General features: G+C 70.4%; 13 protein-coding genes. 3 read left to right on the forward strand and 10 right to left on the reverse strand.

What is annotated here, in order from left to right:
* Positions 1 to 42: 42 nt before the first annotated feature.
* The 3 genes from PQI66_RS09570 to PQI66_RS09580 all read right to left on the reverse strand — a co-directional run bounded on the left by PQI66_RS09570 (position 43) and on the right by PQI66_RS09580 (position 4,636).
* Complete coding sequence (locus PQI66_RS09570) at positions 43 to 3,792, reverse strand: alpha-(1->3)-arabinofuranosyltransferase (RefSeq protein WP_339997852.1); 3,750 nt, start codon at positions 3,790 to 3,792, stop codon at positions 43 to 45.
* A 5-nt stretch (positions 3,793 to 3,797) separates the two neighbouring features.
* A complete protein-coding gene (locus PQI66_RS09575) occupies positions 3,798 to 3,992 on the reverse strand; it encodes a DUF2613 domain-containing protein (RefSeq protein ID WP_339997853.1) in 195 nt (64 codons plus the stop codon).
* Positions 3,993 to 4,054: 62 nt separating this feature from the next.
* The gene (locus PQI66_RS09580) at positions 4,055 to 4,636 is read right to left on the reverse strand and encodes a universal stress protein (RefSeq protein WP_339997855.1); all 582 of its coding nucleotides are present in this window, start codon (positions 4,634 to 4,636) and stop codon (positions 4,055 to 4,057) included.
* Positions 4,637 to 4,775: 139 nt separating this feature from the next.
* On the opposite strand from PQI66_RS09580, the gene PQI66_RS09585 reads away from it, so the two are divergent.
* Complete coding sequence (locus tag PQI66_RS09585) at positions 4,776 to 5,990, forward strand: glycoside hydrolase family 3 N-terminal domain-containing protein (RefSeq protein WP_339997857.1); 1,215 nt, start codon at positions 4,776 to 4,778, stop codon at positions 5,988 to 5,990.
* 42 nt (positions 5,991 to 6,032) lie between these two features.
* Positions 6,033 to 7,802 (forward strand): VanW family protein, encoded by a 1,770-nt coding sequence (locus PQI66_RS09590; RefSeq protein WP_445228022.1) that lies wholly within the window; start codon positions 6,033 to 6,035, stop codon positions 7,800 to 7,802.
* A 132-nt stretch (positions 7,803 to 7,934) separates the two neighbouring features.
* On the opposite strand, the gene PQI66_RS09595 is transcribed toward PQI66_RS09590, so the two are convergent.
* The 5 genes from PQI66_RS09595 to PQI66_RS09615 all read right to left on the reverse strand — a co-directional run bounded on the left by PQI66_RS09595 (position 7,935) and on the right by PQI66_RS09615 (position 12,167).
* Entirely contained in the window at positions 7,935 to 8,081 is a 147-nt protein-coding gene (locus PQI66_RS09595) for a hypothetical protein (protein WP_339997859.1), read from the reverse strand.
* A gap of 623 nt (positions 8,082 to 8,704) precedes the next feature.
* Positions 8,705 to 9,838: an acyltransferase gene (locus PQI66_RS09600; RefSeq protein WP_339997861.1), complete on the reverse strand. Its 1,134-nt coding sequence runs from the start codon at positions 9,836 to 9,838 to the stop codon at positions 8,705 to 8,707.
* Between the two features lie 90 nt (positions 9,839 to 9,928).
* Positions 9,929 to 10,519, reverse strand: coding sequence for a hypothetical protein (locus tag PQI66_RS09605; protein WP_339997863.1), 591 nt, complete (start codon positions 10,517 to 10,519; stop codon positions 9,929 to 9,931).
* Positions 10,519 to 11,052 carry an arsenate reductase/protein-tyrosine-phosphatase family protein gene (locus PQI66_RS09610; RefSeq protein ID WP_339997864.1) on the reverse strand — a complete coding sequence of 178 codons (534 nt, stop codon included), beginning with the start codon at positions 11,050 to 11,052 and terminating at the stop codon, positions 10,519 to 10,521. Before PQI66_RS09610 ends, PQI66_RS09605 begins: the two co-directional genes overlap by 1 nt.
* Positions 11,049 to 12,167, reverse strand: a complete 1,119-nt coding sequence (locus PQI66_RS09615; protein ID WP_339997866.1) for an acyltransferase — start codon at positions 12,165 to 12,167, stop codon at positions 11,049 to 11,051. Before PQI66_RS09615 ends, PQI66_RS09610 begins: the two co-directional genes overlap by 4 nt.
* 101 nt (positions 12,168 to 12,268) lie before the next feature.
* Here PQI66_RS09615 and PQI66_RS09620 point away from each other — a divergent pair, with 101 nt between their 5' ends.
* Entirely contained in the window at positions 12,269 to 14,761 is a 2,493-nt protein-coding gene (locus tag PQI66_RS09620; RefSeq protein WP_339997868.1) for a glycosyltransferase, read from the forward strand.
* Between the two features lie 7 nt (positions 14,762 to 14,768).
* Here the strand turns inward: PQI66_RS09620 and PQI66_RS09625 are convergent, their stop codons facing one another.
* The gene (locus PQI66_RS09625; RefSeq protein WP_339997869.1) at positions 14,769 to 15,218 is read right to left on the reverse strand and encodes a hypothetical protein; all 450 of its coding nucleotides are present in this window, start codon (positions 15,216 to 15,218) and stop codon (positions 14,769 to 14,771) included.
* Positions 15,219 to 15,251: 33 nt separating this feature from the next.
* Complete coding sequence (locus tag PQI66_RS09630) at positions 15,252 to 16,454, reverse strand: hypothetical protein (RefSeq protein ID WP_339997870.1); 1,203 nt, start codon at positions 16,452 to 16,454, stop codon at positions 15,252 to 15,254.
* Positions 16,455 to 16,468: the final 14 nt, after the last annotated feature.

The raw sequence follows: 16,468 nt of genomic DNA on the forward strand, positions 1-16,468 counted from the left end.
CAACAGGCTTGTCTACTTGTCATCGGATCTATCAAGTAGCTATCAAGTAGAGGGCGGCTGTCTACCGTCCTTCTCCTCGACCGGGTACTGCCCGGTGGTCAGGTGGGGCTCCTGGCTCGGTTGTCGCAGGCCGTGTCCGCCGACGACCGCACTGCATACCGTGGCCACCAGGCAGCCGAGGAACAGCAGTTCGGGGATCCATGAGTAGCCGGCGTAGTCACCGCTGCCCCAGGGGCCGCGCACCGTCATCACCGCCCCTGCACCGCCGAGGATCATTGCGAGTGCAGCTGGCCTCGTCAGTCGGACAAGGGGGCGGAGAACCAGGCGGACTGTCCGAGACGCAGCGGTCCGCTCGGGGAGCCGGCGGACGCCAGCGGGGACGCCGAGGGTGAGTGCTATGGTGAGCGCGCCGACGACTCCGCCCGGCAGGCCGGCGACACCCACGGACAGGGCGAGCGTGCCCGCCGCCGAACATACGCGCCGGGCGACACCTGGCTCCGCGTCAGAACCGGTCGCCCTGGCAGCAGCCACCGCGGCAGCGTCGCCGGTCTTGTCGCGTCGTCCCGGCCACCACGCGCACGACCAGCAGAGCAGCAGCACTAGTGCGCCGAGCAGTCCTGCGCCCAACCACCGTTGATAGGTGTCGGTCGCGGTGAAGCTGACCTCCACCGCCGAGACGACCTCGTCATCCGACAGTCCGTCGGCCACGCCGGCAGGCACCACCCACCCCTGCTGCCAGCCGTTGACCGTCACCGACTCCAGCGCCGTGCCGTCCAGCTCGGCGGCGCGCCCCTCGTTGACCGAGGTCGGGGTCACCACGACCCGGTCACCGGACGAGGCGCCGGATGTGCCGTTGCTCGCCGTGTCCTGCCCCTGCACGTCCAGCGACACCCACCGGTCCCGGCTGCGCACCTCGTGCTCACCGGGGGCCAGGGTCACGGTGTCACCGCAGTTCACCGGGACCCCGTCGATGGTGCTCACCGTGTCCCGGGCTGCGGCGCACCGGTCCGAGGTGAAGGTCGCGGTGACCGGTGTGTCGCCGTCCCGCGCGTCCGGCACGGTGATGGTGCGGCGCATCTCGAACTCGTAGATCTCCTGGCCCAGCACCCACCGTCGTGGCATCTCCCCTCCGGTGGGGACCACGATGTCGCGGCGCGGGGTCACGTCCTCGCCACTGTCCAGCTCGGTGAGCGTGACCTCGCTGAGCCCCGGGTCGCCCCATGACCCGACGATGCGCAGTTCCACCCGGTCGGCCTCCCCACTGGGCAGGACGACGGGGCGGTCGTCCTCCCCGGCCTCCCGGTAGCCGGGAACCAGCGTGGTCGTCGACGCGACCGTCTGCCCGCCGAGGAACGTGGTGGCCTGCACCCGCACCGGACTCCCCGCGGCCCGGGCCGACAGCGACATCTGACTGCGCGGTTCGTCCAGGTCCACGGTGAGCGTCTGGTTGACCGGTGACCCGGTCCCCGGCCGCCACGCGGTCTCCGCGACACCGTCGACCGCGGCGGACGGCCCGGAGTACGGCTCCGCCCCGCCGATCGACGTCGGGTCGGCGGCGGAGGAACTCGCGGTGACCGTCCCGCCGCGCTCCCGGATTTGGGTGAGGTCGGCGTCGTCGAGGCCGGTGGGGTAGTCCCGGACTGGGTTCCGGGTGTTCCGGGCGTCGTCGGCGGCGCGGATGTCGGACTCGGCGCCGGTGACGTTGCCGTAGTTGTGTTCCCGCAGGGCGGGCGTGTCCGTCACGGTCTCTGCCCCGGTGCCCCAGGCGTCGTCGGGGACGTCCTGGACGAGGATCCGGTCGCGGAGCGGGCGTCCTGCCGCGGCATCGGCGGCGGCCAGACGGGGCAGCACCTCCGGCCCACCGGCGGTGACCTCCAGGTCGTCGCTGTCGACCAGGTGTGTACCGGAGCCGCCGGCGCCGGCGTCGGTTCCGTCCACCCGGAAGATCCTGATGTCGGCGCCCTCGGCCCCGTTATCTCCGCCGTCCCCGCCACCGAAATCGGCGACCTCGGAGAATCCGCCCGCCGCCGCAGAGTCGGTGAGGGTCCGCAGGACGGCCCGGGCACCGGGCGTGTCGGCGGCCCGTGCCAGGTCGGTGCGCACCAGCAGGTACCCCACCCCCTGCTGCAGCAGGGTGTCGGCCAGCGCCGGGTTCGCCCCGGATGCCCCGTCGGTGACGATCTCCCGTTGCAGCCCGTCGAGACCACGGATCGCCTCCGGCGGCACCAGAGGGATGGCGTCGCGCACCACCCACGGCACGTCCAACAGTGCCTGCGCCGGCTCGTCCCGGGTGTTCCCCCAGGTCTGCCAGGCGGTGCGTGCCTCCGGGAGAATCATGGTGCGGGTTGTGTCCGCCCCGTTCGCCGGGTCGTTGAGCCAGTCCGCGGCCTCCTGCCAGGACGACGGCACATCGCGGTAGCCGCCCTCGGGCACCAGCCGCCCGGTCCACGCCGGAGCCGTGGCGACCACCACGACCAGGACGAGCGCCGTCGCCGTCACCACCGACCGGTTCCTCTCCGGATGCAGCCAGGCCTGCCGGTCGCGCGGGACGCTGAGGCCACCCAGCAGGTGCGCGACGCCGGCGATCAGCGGGAGGTGGACCAGCGCGTCGAACTTGTGCAGGTTGCGCAGCGGGGCTCCTGCACCGTCGAGGAACGACTGGACCTGATCGGCAACGGGTGAGAACGGCGCGGCAGCCAGGCCGAACACCAGGACGCCCGCCCCGAGCATCACCAGCCACGTCCCCGCGAACGGCATACGGCGGCGCGCCCCGCCTCCGCCGCCGGTGCCGCCTGCGCCTACCGCACCGGCGAGGCCTGCCAGCCCGAGCAACGCCACGGCCAGTGTCGCGGCCACGAACACCGCCTCGGTGGCGAGGGCGAAGCCGCCCTGCCGCTCGGTCGACAGGAACGGCGTCCAGCTCGTCGTCCCACGCAGCACCTCGCCCAGGTTGAACCAGTGCGTGGTCAGCCCGCCGGACTCGATGTAGTCGGTGAACGGCGGGGAGTACCGCCCCAGGATCAGCAGCGGGCCGATCCACCAGAAGCAGGCGAGCACACCACCGGGCACCCACCAGGCGGCGAGGCGCCACGCCGTGCGACGACGCTCCTTCCGCGATGCCGCATCAGTACCGGGGCTCCCACCGGGCCTCCCACTGGGGCCCCCACCGGCGAACACGCCCTGCACCAGCCACCACAGCACCGCGGGCACCACCGCGGCCAGCGTCGCCACCGCATTGACCGCCCCCAGACACAGAACCGCGACGGCGGATCCCAGGCCTGCGGCGGCGACCCGGCGGGTCGTCGGACGCGGCCCCGGCGCCAGCACCCGTACCACCGGCAGCATGATCCACGGCACCAGGGCCACCGTCCACGCCTCCGAGGAGATCGCCCCCAGCGTGGTGATGATCCGGGGACTCAGGGCGAACAACACCGCCGCCACCACGCGCGAGTGCCGTGACCCGGTCCCGGTCGCCTCCAGGAGTTTCACCGTCCCGGCGAAGGCGAGGAACAGTAGCAGTGCCCACCACAACCGTTGGGTCAGCCAGTCGGGCAGCGGGTCGAGCAGGGCGAAGAACAGACCCTGGGGGAAGAGGTAGCCGTAGGCCTGGTTCTGCAGCTGGCCCAACGGGAAGACGTCCGTCCAGGGGGACAGGGCCTGCGCAAGGAAACCCCACGGGTCCGCCGTGAGGTCATGTTTGGTGTCTGCGACGGTCAGCCCGGTCCCCTGGACCAGGGACAGCAGAAGCCAGAGGAACCCGGCCAGGCACCAGCCGCGACGGGAGAGCGTCACACAGGTCAGCGGCGCTCGCCGTACTGGATCGAGCCCATCACCGCGTCGTCCACGGCGATCTGGTTCGACGGCAGGTCCGAGGAATCGGCGATACTGCCGGCGAACAGGGCCGCCGCACCCCCGAGGACGATACCGACGACCGCAGAGGCGATGGCGGGGCCGAGCGTGCGGCGGGGCTGAGAATCAGTCTCGGTGGGCATGGTCATTCCCGTCTGGTGGAGGTCGGTGGTGCAAGGGGGTCGATCAGATTCACCAGATGATACTACCTGGTGCCCTCATCTGCGCTGTTTTCACCGGCTGTGTCTGCCGTCGTCTCAACGGCATCATTGTCGTCGTCGACCGGCGGCACGATCAGGACGGGCCGCCCCGCGTGCTTGACCAGGCTGTCGGAGACGCTGGACTGCAGGAGCGAACGCCAACCGCTCAGCGCACGCGAACCCGCGACGATGATGCTGACGTCGAGCTCACGGGCGGCGTCCACGATCGCACTCCAGATCGCCGTGGCCGACTCCACCAGGAACGGCTCGGTCGAGAAGCCGTGGCCCTCGGCAAGGCTCACACCCTCCCGGCAGATCGCGACGGCATCGGCGTAGGCAGGGTCCTCGGTGTCGTCGGTGACGGCGGACCAGTCGTGCTGCATCATGCCGCTCATCCCGGCGGTCCGGGCGGCCTGCCGGTGGATCGGCTCCCACACGGTCACGATGTAGGCGTTCTTCGTCGACAGGAAACGGCCGGCGTAGTCGACGGCGCCGCGGGCCTCCTCCGAACCGTCGAAGGCGATGAGGACGGTGTCACCGTCGAAGGAGCCGACCGGGCCACCGGGGCTGTCGGATGTCTCAGTCATGGATGCGCTGTTCGTGGATTCGCTAGCCATGCCCACGAGCGTAGTACGGTCAGGGGGAGATGCGACGGCAGGTACGTGAAGTCGTCGGAGATTTTCTTGGCCGAGCATGCTGTCCCCGTCACGAAAGTAGAGTTCACCTGTGGTTTCCCTCCCCAGACGCACCCCCGCCACCGTGCTTGCCGCCGTGGCGGTCGGCACCCTCGCATTCGGTGCGGTGGCGTGTTCGACGGACGACGGTGCGTCGGCGACCAGCACCGCGTCCGCCCCGGAGACCACGGCGCAGGGTGCCCCGGAGACGTCCGCCACCACTGATGGTCCAGACGGGCAACCCCCGTCCTGCGTGGACGGTGAGCAGGATCTCGCGACGTTGGCCGCGTCGACCCTGGCCGTCGGTGTGGTCGGCTTCGACGACGCCGCCGACGCCGTGGATGCCGGGGTGCGCCACATCTTCATCGGCTCCTCCACCGACCTGTCGATCCTCGACGGGCAGGGTGACCCGGAACGCAGCATCACCGCGCTCAAGGAGCGTGCCGCGAACGCCGGCGGGGAACTGACCGTCTCCGTCGACGAGGAGGGGGGCCAGGTCCAGCGGCTCGGCGAGATCATCGGGGACCTGCCGTCCGCGCGGGAGCTGGCGGACACCCTGTCCCCGGAGGAGGTGCGCGGCGTGTTCGCCGAGCACGGCCGCAAGATGCACGACCTGGGCATCACCATGGACTTCGCGCCGGTGGTGGACCTGGCCGGCGGGGAGTCGATCAGCGACAACGCCATCGGCGACCGGGCGTTCTCCGACGACCCCGCGGTCGTCACCGACTACGGCCGTGCCGCCGTCGACGGCCTGCTCGACGCCGACGTCACCCCGGTGATCAAGCATTTCCCCGGGCACGGCCACGCCACCGGAGACTCGCACGAGGGAACGGTCACCACGCCGCCGATCGGGGAGATGGGCGCCGACCTCGCGCCGTTCGCCGAACTGTGGCAGATCCCGGGTGTCGCGGTGATGGTCGGGCACATGCAGACGCCGGGCCTGGACGCCGGCGAGATGCTCGGTGCGGAGGCACCGTCCTCACTGAACCCCGCGGCGTACGCGCTGCTGCGTGACGGGACCGGGGAGGGCCCCGGCTTCGACGGCATCGTCTTCACCGACGACCTCACCGGCATGCAGGCCATCACTGACCTGCACGACGGTCCCGAGGCGGTCGTGCAGGCGCTGCGTGCCGGGGCCGATGCGCCGCTGACCTCCACGGCCGCCGACGTCCCTGCGACGGTCGACGGTCTGGTGGCCGCGGTGGAGAACGGGGACCTCGACCGGAACCGGCTGACAGAGGCCGCCGACCGGCTCTGCGCGGTGTGATCCTGACTCTCGGGTACCGCCGGGGGATATCCACCGGTTATTGTGAAGAGCGTGAGCAGTAGTAATTCCAGCGCCAGCAACCCCACAGGACCGACGGGCCCGTCGGACGACCAGTGGGGTTCCCAGGGCAGCAAGCACCGGCGGAAGCGTCGTCTGTGGCCGGTGTGGACGGTCGCGGGCATCGTCGGTCTCGGGGGGATCCTGTACGCCACCGACATCATCATGACCGAGGGCAACGTGCCCCGCGGCGTGACCGTCGGTGGCATCGACGTGGGGTCGATGTCCAAGCCCCAGGCTGAGGCGAGGCTGAAGAACCAGTTGGAGGACGGTGCCCGCGCCGAGGTCCAGGTCGCCGCCGGCGACATGTCGACCACGCTCGACCCGGCGCAGTCGGGTCTGTCCATCGACTGGGCGGCGACGGTCGACCAGGCCGGTCAGCAGCCGTTGAACCCGGTCACCCGGGTGATGAGCTTCTTCCAGCAGCGTGAGGTCGGCACGGTCAGCGCGTACAACGACGAACTGCTGGACCGCACCCTCGCCCGGGTCGAGCAGGACCTGACCCGCGACCCGGAGAACGCTGAGCTGTCCATCGACGACGCCGGCGCGGCCGACATCGTCGACGACGTCGCCGGGCAGACCGTCGACACCGACGAGGTGCGTACCGCGGTCAAGGACCACTGGCTCAACGACCAGCGGCGGGTCGACGTCGACGCCGATGTCACCGAGGCCGACGTCCGACGCGACGCCGCCGACGACGCCGTCGAGGAGGTCGTGGACAAGGTCACCGACGGTGACGTGGTCTTCGCCGGACGGGACGACACCGACGGGGTGCTGCGTCCCGCCGACATGGGGCGCATCGTCACCTTCACCCCGGAGAACGGGGCCTTCCGCGTCGACTGGAACCGCGACGCCGCCCTCGAGATCCTCGACGGACAGCTCGGAGACACCGAGGTCGAACTGCGCAACGCCGGGTTCACCGGAACCGGGCGCAACCTGGACGTCACCCCGTCGCAGGACGGTGTGCTCATCGACTGGGAGAAGACCCTCGATCCGATCGAGGAGAAGCTCCTCGACACCGGTGAGCGGCGTCACGAGGTGACCTACGAGGAGAAGAAGGCGACGTACACCACGGAGATGGCCGAGCGCGCCAGCTTCGACGACGTGGTCGGCAGCTTCACCTCCGGCGGTTTCGCCGACGACTCCGGGGTCAACATCCGCCGAGTCGCCGAGCAGGTGGACGGCGCGATCGTCCTGCCGGGCGAGACGTTCAGCCTCAACGGCTACACCGGGCCGCGTGGTGAGGCGCAGGGCTACGTCGAGGCGGGCATCATCCAGGACGGTCACGCCGACAAGGCCGTCGGCGGTGGTATCAGCCAGTTCGCCACCACCTTGTACAACGCGTCCTACTTCGCCGGCATGGAGGACGTGGCGCACACGCCGCACTCCTACTACATCGACCGCTACCCCGCCGGACGCGAGGCCACGGTCTTCGAGGGCGCGATTGACCTGCAGTTCAAGAACACCTTCGACACCCCGGTGCTGATCGAGGCCCGGGCGGACTCCAGCTCGCTGACGGTGGACCTGCGCGGGGTCAAGGAGGTCGAGGTCGAGTCCGACACCGGCCCGCGGACGAACTACACCGACCCGCAGCGCATCGAGCTCTCCGGCGACAACTGCTCGCCGTCCTCGGGCGCCCGCGGCTTCACCGTGACCGACACCCGGACGGTGCGTGACCTCAACGGCGGCGTGCTCTCCCGGGACACCACGACCACGGTGTACGACCCGGCACCCATCGTGAGCTGCAGCGGCTGACAGGCACGGGCCGGTGTTCTGCCCCGGGTCGGCCTGTAGCACTCCTTACGGAACCGTAGTCCGCGGGAAACAGGACGGTGACACGGCGCTCCTAGATTGGTACCCAGTTCCCCGGGAATGCCGGGGGCTCGTTCATCCCTCATAAGGAGAATCATCATGGGTCTTGTTGCTGGTCTTGTTGCTATCGTCGGCGATCTTCTCCACCTGCTGCTCGGCGGTCTGTGATCTGACGCTCTGTACCACCTGTTTCACCGGGGCCTGCACGTGACGTTCTGTCACCTGCAGGCCCCTTTTCCTGTGTTTTCTGTGCCGGCCTCCGGGCGCGAACCCTCGGCCGGACGACCACGTGAGGGTGTTTTTCCGCTCCGGGACCGCCCCCACATGGTTGCCTCCCCCCGGGGCAGGCGGTGGGGCCCCGGCACACAGTCGGGCCCGCCACCGGAGGGTGCTCCGGTGGCGGGCCCGACTGTTCTCATGTGTCACGCCGCCCGGCCTCGGAGGGAGAGAGTCCGGACGGTTTCCACGCGCGGCACCGGGTGAGGAGAGGAGAGGTGCGGCGTGGGCGTGAGGGGTGTGTCCGGGATGGGCTGGCGGCGAACCGTTGAGGTGTGTGCCAGCGGCGGAGACCGGAGCGGGGAGAGAACCGGGGGTTACCGGATGCTCGTTGCTGGCGTGACATGAAGATAGGCAGGCCAGGTGGTCATCTGCAACGGCATAAATGGTGCTTTGGGGGTAGTCAGGTGGCTACCCGCTGGCCGCCCCCCGCGGACATTGACAGCGTTCTTCCAGTACAGGTGCCCTATCGTTTTTCCGGCGACTTCGTTACGTCGCCGGAGAACAATTTCTTCCGGGGGTGCAACTTCAGCGAGTACACGCTTGGCTTACCTTTCTGTCATGAATCGTCAACTTCGCGGAAACACATCCGTAACGGTGCCGCCCTGTGCCTCCTCCGCCGGTCGGGTTGTCGTTGGCGGTTCCGGCCGGGAAGACCGGGAGGGACGGGTGTTCGCACCCTCGCCGGGCCACGGTGCGATGAACAGGCCCGGCACCGGGCGCAGGATCTGCCAGACGACGAGCGTCCCGGCGACGGTGAGGACGGTCAGCACCAGGGTTCCCGCCGCCGCAGTCACCGGGGTCGACGTCAGGTCGGGGTCGTAGGCGAGCAGGACCCCGAGGACCGGCAGGTGCAGCAGGTACACCGGGAGGGTGTTCCGGCCGAACCAGTCCAGGTGCAGCCAGGGCAGGTGGCGGGCGATCAGGGTGGCCGCGATGATGCCGGAGGCCATCCCCAGGGCAGTCAACGGAAGCCAGCACACGGACGACAGTCCGACGCCGGTCACGGTCACCGCCCCGATGCCGACGGCCCAGGCCCCGCCCACGGCGACGAGCCACAGTGCGGAGGCGCGATCGGCGACGGCAGCGATGATCCGGTGTCCGTACACCCCGAACTGGAACACCACGAGGTGGGTCAGGGTGCGTTCCCAGGCGAAGTTGTCGACGCTGACCCAGTCGAACGCCACCGGCAGCGAGATGGCGGCGCCGACGGTGAACTGCAGCCACAACGGCAGCGGGCGCATCAGTTTCACGGCGGCGTAGTAGAGGGCCAGCGCGTAGATGAACCACGGGCCGTACGTCGGGTCGAGGGGTACCTCGAGCAGGTGCAGCGGTGTGTACTCGGCGTCGTTCCAGGGGAACACCTGGGCGGACAGGCTCCAGAGTGCGCTCCACAGGAGGAAGAGCCACAGGAACGGGCCGAGGCGGTTCTGTACCTGCCAGCGCCACGGGCGGTCGATTCTCCGCAGGAAGAAGTAGCCGGCCATGGCGAAGAACAGTGGCATGCGGACCGTGCGCAGCGGCGACATCGCGTCGAGGACGCGGGGGTCGTACCAGGACTGGTCGACTGCGGCGGTGGCGACGTGCATGACGACCACCAGCAGGATGGCGGCGCCTTTGACGGTGTCGATCCAGGCGACCCGCGGGGGACGGGACGGAGGGGCCGGACGGGAGGGGGAGTCGGGTTCAGGAGAGGCGGACATGGTGGATCCTTGGAGGAGACGGGAGAGAGTGAGGGGTGAGGGTGAGGAGCCGTAGTGAGGGGAAAGCGCCCTCGACGTTACCGGACAGGGTCAGCAGTCGCGGGTCTTCATGGCACGCCCCCATCCGGCGGTCTGGTAGCCGGCCTGCTTGAGGTGGTTGACCATGGACCGCGAGGTGGCGGGACGGTTCACCGACAGGTCCCCGTCCCAGCACCGTGTGACGTACAGCCGGACCCGCTCGACGTGTTCACGTCCGGTGGCCAGGACCATGGCGGACGTCCAGTTGTTGCGTTGCGCCAGGCGCGCGAACTCCTGCGCCTCCCCGCGCGTGGTGGACGGGTCGGGGGTGAAGCAGTGCACGCGGACGCCGGCGAGAGGGGCGCACCAGGCGTCGCGGAAGCTCTGCACCCCGGTGGGGACGGAGATCACGAGGTCGGCGATGGCGCGGTCCTGGGCGAGGTGCCGAGCGGCCGTGACGTCCTCGGGTTTGGCACCGCCGACCTGCATCAGCACGTCGACGTCGGCGGGAAGGGGGTCGAGTCGGGGCAGGTAGATCTTCGTCACGGCGAACCAGCCCCACAGGCACACCACGAACGCCAGGATCATGACGACGACCTGCCGCACCCGCCGTACCCGCCGGAACCGGTGGGCCCGACGCACCGGTGGTGCTGACCCCGCCATCAGTGGGTGAGCAGGTCGGCGAGTTCGGTGACGTCCCCTGCGACGTCCTGCAGGAGGTCGTTGTAGGCCTCCGGTGACCTGAAGCCCACCGGGTCGCGGTGGTCGTGCTGAACCCTGGGCAGGCTGTGGCGGACGTGGGGCAGTTGTGTCAGGGAGGTCAGGGCCCCGCTGCGGTGCCATTCGGCGAGCTGGTGGAGGCGGAAGGTCCGTTTCATCGTGGTGGGGGCGATGCGCAGGCAGTGGTCCACGTGGGCCTTCTCCAGCCCGACCACCAGGTCCGCTGCTTGGAGCAGTGGACGGCTCACCCGCCGTGCGGTGAAGTCCGCCCCGTCGATCCGGTGGCTGTCGAGGAAGGCCGTCGAGCGGGGGTCCATCGGGTAGCCGGTCATGCCGGACGTCCCGGCGCTGCCGACCGAGATGCCCACTGGGACGGGGACGGGGTCCGTCCCACGGTGACTGAGGGCGTCGCGCAGGAGGTACTCGGCGACCGGTGACCGGCAGATGTTCCCGGTGCACACGAACAGGATGTTCATCGGGGCGTCCTCCCGGTGTTCTCGCCGAGGATGATCTTTCCGACGCGGAACCGGCGCAACACGGTGACGCCCAGGATCGACAACGCCACCCCGCCGATGGAGGAGACGAGGAACATGACCGGTGGGGCGGTGACCCCCACCGCCGCGGTCACCGCATGGCAGGCACCGACGGCGAAGGAGTGCAGCAGGAAGATGCCGGAGGAGTAGCCGCCGATCCAGGCCAGCGGGCGACTCGACAGCGACCATCCGAGGAACACCATGGGGAACAGGATGCCGATGCTGATACCGACGACGCTGTGCCGCGAGTCGTACCCGGAGTCTGTCCCGCCGTCTGGTCCGGCGCCTGCCGCGGCCCCCGGGAACACCCCGTTGAGGGCCAGCTGGACGGCGACCACCGCCGCGACCAGCAGGACGGTGGCCACGAGACGCCCCCGGGTCGTCCGGGGGATCAGCGAGAACCGGGTGAGCGCCACGCCGGCGAGGAAGAACGGTGCGAGGGACAGCGCCTGGCCCCACTGGAGGAACCGGAAGGACTCGGTGTGCACGACGAGGACGACGCCCACCGAGGCGAGGAACAGCACGCCGAAGGACAGTCGGCTCGACAGCAGGTTCCACGAGTCCAGGAGCGCGACCACGGCGAACAGCCAGAAGGTGGTGAGCAGGAACCAGTAGGGGTTCAGTGAGTACAGCAGCCACTGGACCGGTTCCAGGCTCCGGGAGTTCCCGGCGTCGGGCAGCACGTACTGGGTGAGCCCGATCGCGGGGACGAAGGTGACGTAGGGGACCAGCAGCCGTCGTGCCTTCTTGCGCATGAACCCCGGGTACCGGCCGACGGAGGTCAGCGGGCGCCAGGCGTAGACCAGGCCGGAGAGCAGGGTGAACAACGGCATACGCAGGTAGTCCACGGACTCGGTGTAGTAGCGGAAGGCACTGTCGTCGGACACCTGGATGCCGTCGGTCGGGCCGTAACCGATCACGTGGAAGGTCACCAGGAGCAGGCAGGCGACACCGCGGAGGGTGTCGACCGGGAGGTTGCGGGACGGGGGATCGGAGGTGGGGCCGGAGGCGTGGCCGGACGCCACGGCAGTCTCCTGCCGGATCTTGTTGGAGGTCATCGACGTGTCCTACAGGGGGTGTGAGGGGTGTAGCGGAGAGACATTCATCCTAGGCAGGCTCCACGGAGCGGGCAACGTGAATACCCCCTACAATGACTGGCATGACCAACGTCGACAGGTCCCTCACCCTGCCGTCGGAAGCCAGGACACTCTGGGTCCACTGGGGTCGCACCGGTGGCGGCCCCCGATTCCTCGCCGACCTTGTCGACGGGGACCGGACTGCAGAGACTCTCCGGGTCGGCCCCGCCGACCAGCCTGTCCGGGCTTCCGCCACGTCCGCAGCGTCCCGGGTCCCCTCCTTCCTCTCCTACAATCCGGACGCCGAGATCGCGCCACGTTTCGCCGCCCAGGCGCGTGGTGGCGTACCCGCGTTCCCCGTGCCGACCTACAACTCGACGGCCGGGGTGGTCCTCGGCCTGCCCCGTCTGGTGCTGAACTCCCTCCGGCTGCGGCGGTGGATCCGCCGCCACCGCATCGAGCGGGTCGTGTGCGTGATGGAGAGCGTCTACCAGTCGCTCGCGCTTCCTCTGCTGGTACCGCGGGACGTCGAGTACGTCTCCTGCATCCACGACGCCTCCGCGCACCCCGGCGAGGGGAGCCGGGTGCAGTCCCTCGGTCGGCGCAACGAACTGCGCCGGGCCGACCGGATCGTCACCTTCTCCGACGCGGTGACCGGCATCGTCGCCGAGCAGGTGGATGTGCCGGTGACGACGGGCAGTCACCCGCCGTTCGACCTGCAGGACGCCGCGACCACCCCGCGGGAGCTGCCGGGTACCGACGGCGGGGTGCCGGTCATCGGCCTGTTCGGACGCCTGCAGAAGTACAAGGGCATCGACGTCGCCCTGGCGGCGATGCGCATCCTGCAGGAGCGGGGGGCCCCGGCGTGTGAACTGAGGATCATCGGTTCAGGCCCGGAGGAACGTCTGCGTGACACCCCGCTCGGCGGCTACGCCACCTGGGACAACCGGTGGATCCCCGAGGACGAGGTCACGGACGTCGTCCGGGGCTTCGACATCATGCTCCTGCCGTACACCGAGGCCAGCCAGTCCGGCCCGGTGACTCTGGCACTGGCGCACGCGGTGCCGTGTGTGGCGACCCCGGTCGGCGCGATTCCCGACCAGGTCGCCGGGTTCGGCGTCGTCACCGCCGACACCACCCCCGAGGCCGTCGCCGACGGGATCGAGAGCCTGCTCACCGACCCCGCCCGCTACCGCGCGCTGTCCTCCGGCGCGATCACCCGGCTGGCGGAACAGCCCGACTGGTCTGATCTGGCGTCCCTGATCCGGGCCGGTGCACAGCCAGCACAGTCAGCACAGTCTGCACAGACGCCACCCCCGTCGCGCCGGGAGCGGACCGTGGCACAGGTCAAGTGGGCCGGCCAGCGCCTCGTCAGCCTCCTCAACTCTCACCGTCCGCTGCCCCGGGCGCGTCCCGACTCACGGGCGGCGGACGGTGCCCGACGGGTCCGGGTGGTGCTGCCCGCCTCCCACGGGTCCTTCGGCGACGAGGCCATGGGTCTGGTCGCCGCGTCCTCCCTGTCCGGGCTGCTGGCCGACGCCGGTGCCGACACCGGTGTGGACCTGGTGGTCCCCGGTGACGCGGCCCCGTGGCGTCACCTGGTGCCGGGGGACGTCGGCGTCCTGCCACTGAGTGACCTGACGTCCGGACGGGGCACCGTGCCGACCGCCACGACCGTGCGGGAACTCGGCTCCGGACCGCTGGTGGTCATCGGGGCGGACACGCTCGCCGGCGACTACGAACTGGCGTTGCTGGCGACCCGGGTCCGGATGCTGAACGTGGCGGCCGCGGCAGGCCACCCGGCGGCGCTGGTGAACTTCAGCCTGCCGACCACGGTCCATCCGGCGGCGGGGCGCATCCTCCGGAGTCTGGATCCGGCGGTGGTGGTGCGGGCCCGCGACAGCCTCTCGGCGCAGCGGGCGGCCGACCTCCTCGGTCGGACGGTGCCCTGCACCCCCGACATCGCGGCGCTGCTGCCGCCCGCGTCCCGCCCGGTCGGTGCCAGCGGTGCCACCGGTGCCCCGGCGGCGGCACCGGTGGTCTTCGTCCCGAACGCCCACCTCGGCGGCATGTACGGCGTCGGCACCGGGCACCTCGTCGCGCTGTGGCGGGACCTCGGGCGCAGCATGCGGGAGAACGGCGACCACCGTCCCGTCGAGGTCGTCGTGCACGACATCCGTGACAGCGTCGGTGACGTGGCCCTGGGCCGCCGTATCGTCGACGCCCTGGGCGAGGTGGGGGTCGAGGCCACGCTGACCGTTCCCGCCACGGCCGCGGAGGCCAAGGCGGCCATCGCCGCCGCCGACCACTGCGTCTCGGCACGGATGCACGCCTGTGTGGCCGCGTTGAGCAGTGGCGTGCCCACCGTGGGCATCGGCTACGTGGGGAAGTTCAGCGGCCAGTTCGACTGGTACGGCGACCTCGGCTCGGTGCTGGAGTACCGGCCCGACCTCACCGCCGACGAGATCCTCGAACGCGTCAGCATCGTCGGCGGCGGGGCGGTGACGACGCGGGACTCCGTCGCCGACCTGGTCCGTGGGGACTTCGGGGCACTGGTCGACGCCGCGTCCCGGTAGGGGCAGGTCACCACCGTGGTTCGACGACCAGCCACTGTGCCTCGTCACCGAGCCACCAGACCGCGTCGGTGATGTCGCGGGGTGACTGGCCGTCCGGAAGGAGTGTCCCCGGGTTTTCCTGCGCCGCCCGGTACATCTCGGCGGCCTCGTCCCCGCTGATGGTGCCGCGCTCGCCGGACGGCGGGTCCGGCTCCAGGAATTCGGCGGGGTCGGGTCCGGGCCAGGCGGGAACGTCCCCGGCGGTGAGGGCGGTGTCGAGCATCCCGGGACGGTGGACCACGACCGTGTCGGGCACCGGCTCTGCGACCTGCTCTGGCACCTGTTCAGTCTCGGCCACCGGGGTCGTCGCCGTGCGTGAACTCGACGGGGCGTCTGTCCGGTCACCTGCGCTGCAGGCGGACACGACGAGCGCGGCGGCGACGGCCGCGGGGAGGACGGTCAGTGCGGATTTCCTCATGGCGGTCCCTTCGGCGGTACGGCGGCCGCTGAGTCAACGGCCTGTGGAGTCCACCGTACGTGAGGTGCCGGTGTCGGGGCGCCGCACCGGGCGCAGTGCGATCGCCAGGAACGCCACCGCGGCGAGCGTCTGCACCACCACGATGCCCCCCAACAGGACGGCACCGGAGGTGGCCACCAGGGCGACCAGCGGCACGAGACGTCCGACCGACCACACGAGGAATCCCCGGTCGTGGCCCTTCATCAGGGGAATCTTCACCGACAGGTTCGTCGCCAGCGACGCCACACAGAACACGGCGGTGGCGGTGAGGACCGGCGGGGTCAGGGCGTCGTCCTCCGGGAGGGCGAGGACCAGCGCCCCGGTCTGCACCACGGCGCACAGGACGCCGAGCACCAGGCCGCCGGCGGCGCAGATCCGGCACCAGCGTCGGGTGAGGGGGGTGTCCCCGTCCCGGATCGCCGCGGCGATCCTCGCCTCCAGTGACGGGGCGATGACCTGCTGGGCCAGCGACCCGAAGCCTCCGGTCAGCCGGACGACGACAGCCCAGATCTCCTGGTACTGGCCGAGGAACGGGGTGAGGAAGCCCTGGATCTGGAAACCGCACTCCGACACCAGCGTCGCACCGGTGGCACGGGAGGACACCGCCAGATAGGCGCGGTGGTCCCGGTCCACGATCCGGGGCAGGTCGCCGACGAACACGGTGACCAGCCGGTTGCGGGTACGGGTCAGGATCAACGTCGCGCCGACGAGGGGGTTCACGACCGCGGCGACGACGAGCCCGGCCTGGAACGGGACGACGAACACCACCCCGACGGTCACCAGCACGTTCACGATCCCGTAGACCAGCCGTGCGGTGGAGTAGACGCCCATCCGCTGTTCCTGGGTCGCCACGGCGACCGCCATGACGTAGACCCCGTTGGTGAGGACGAGCAGCGCCGTCCACCCGGCGACGACGGCCGCCGCGGTGGCGCCGGTGGCGGCGAGGACTCCCGCGGCACCTGCGCAGCACAGGGTGGTCAGCACCAGCGTCCCCAGGGACACCGACGTCGCGGTGCGCTGCAGCGGACCTGCCAGCGTGAGGTACCGGCTGTGGAACCCGAGCACGGAGGTCCGCGACAGCACCGTGGCCAGTGCCAGCGGCAGCATGAGGTAGGCCAGCTGCCCGGTCTCCTGCCCGACGACCGGCAGGAGCATCGCCAGGAAGTTGAGTCCCTGGCCGAACAGGGCGGGGCCCATGCGCAGCAGTGAGG

The sequence above is a fragment of the Corynebacterium sp. USCH3 genome (assembly GCF_037619475.1).
Lineage (GTDB): Bacteria > Actinomycetota > Actinomycetes > Mycobacteriales > Mycobacteriaceae > Corynebacterium.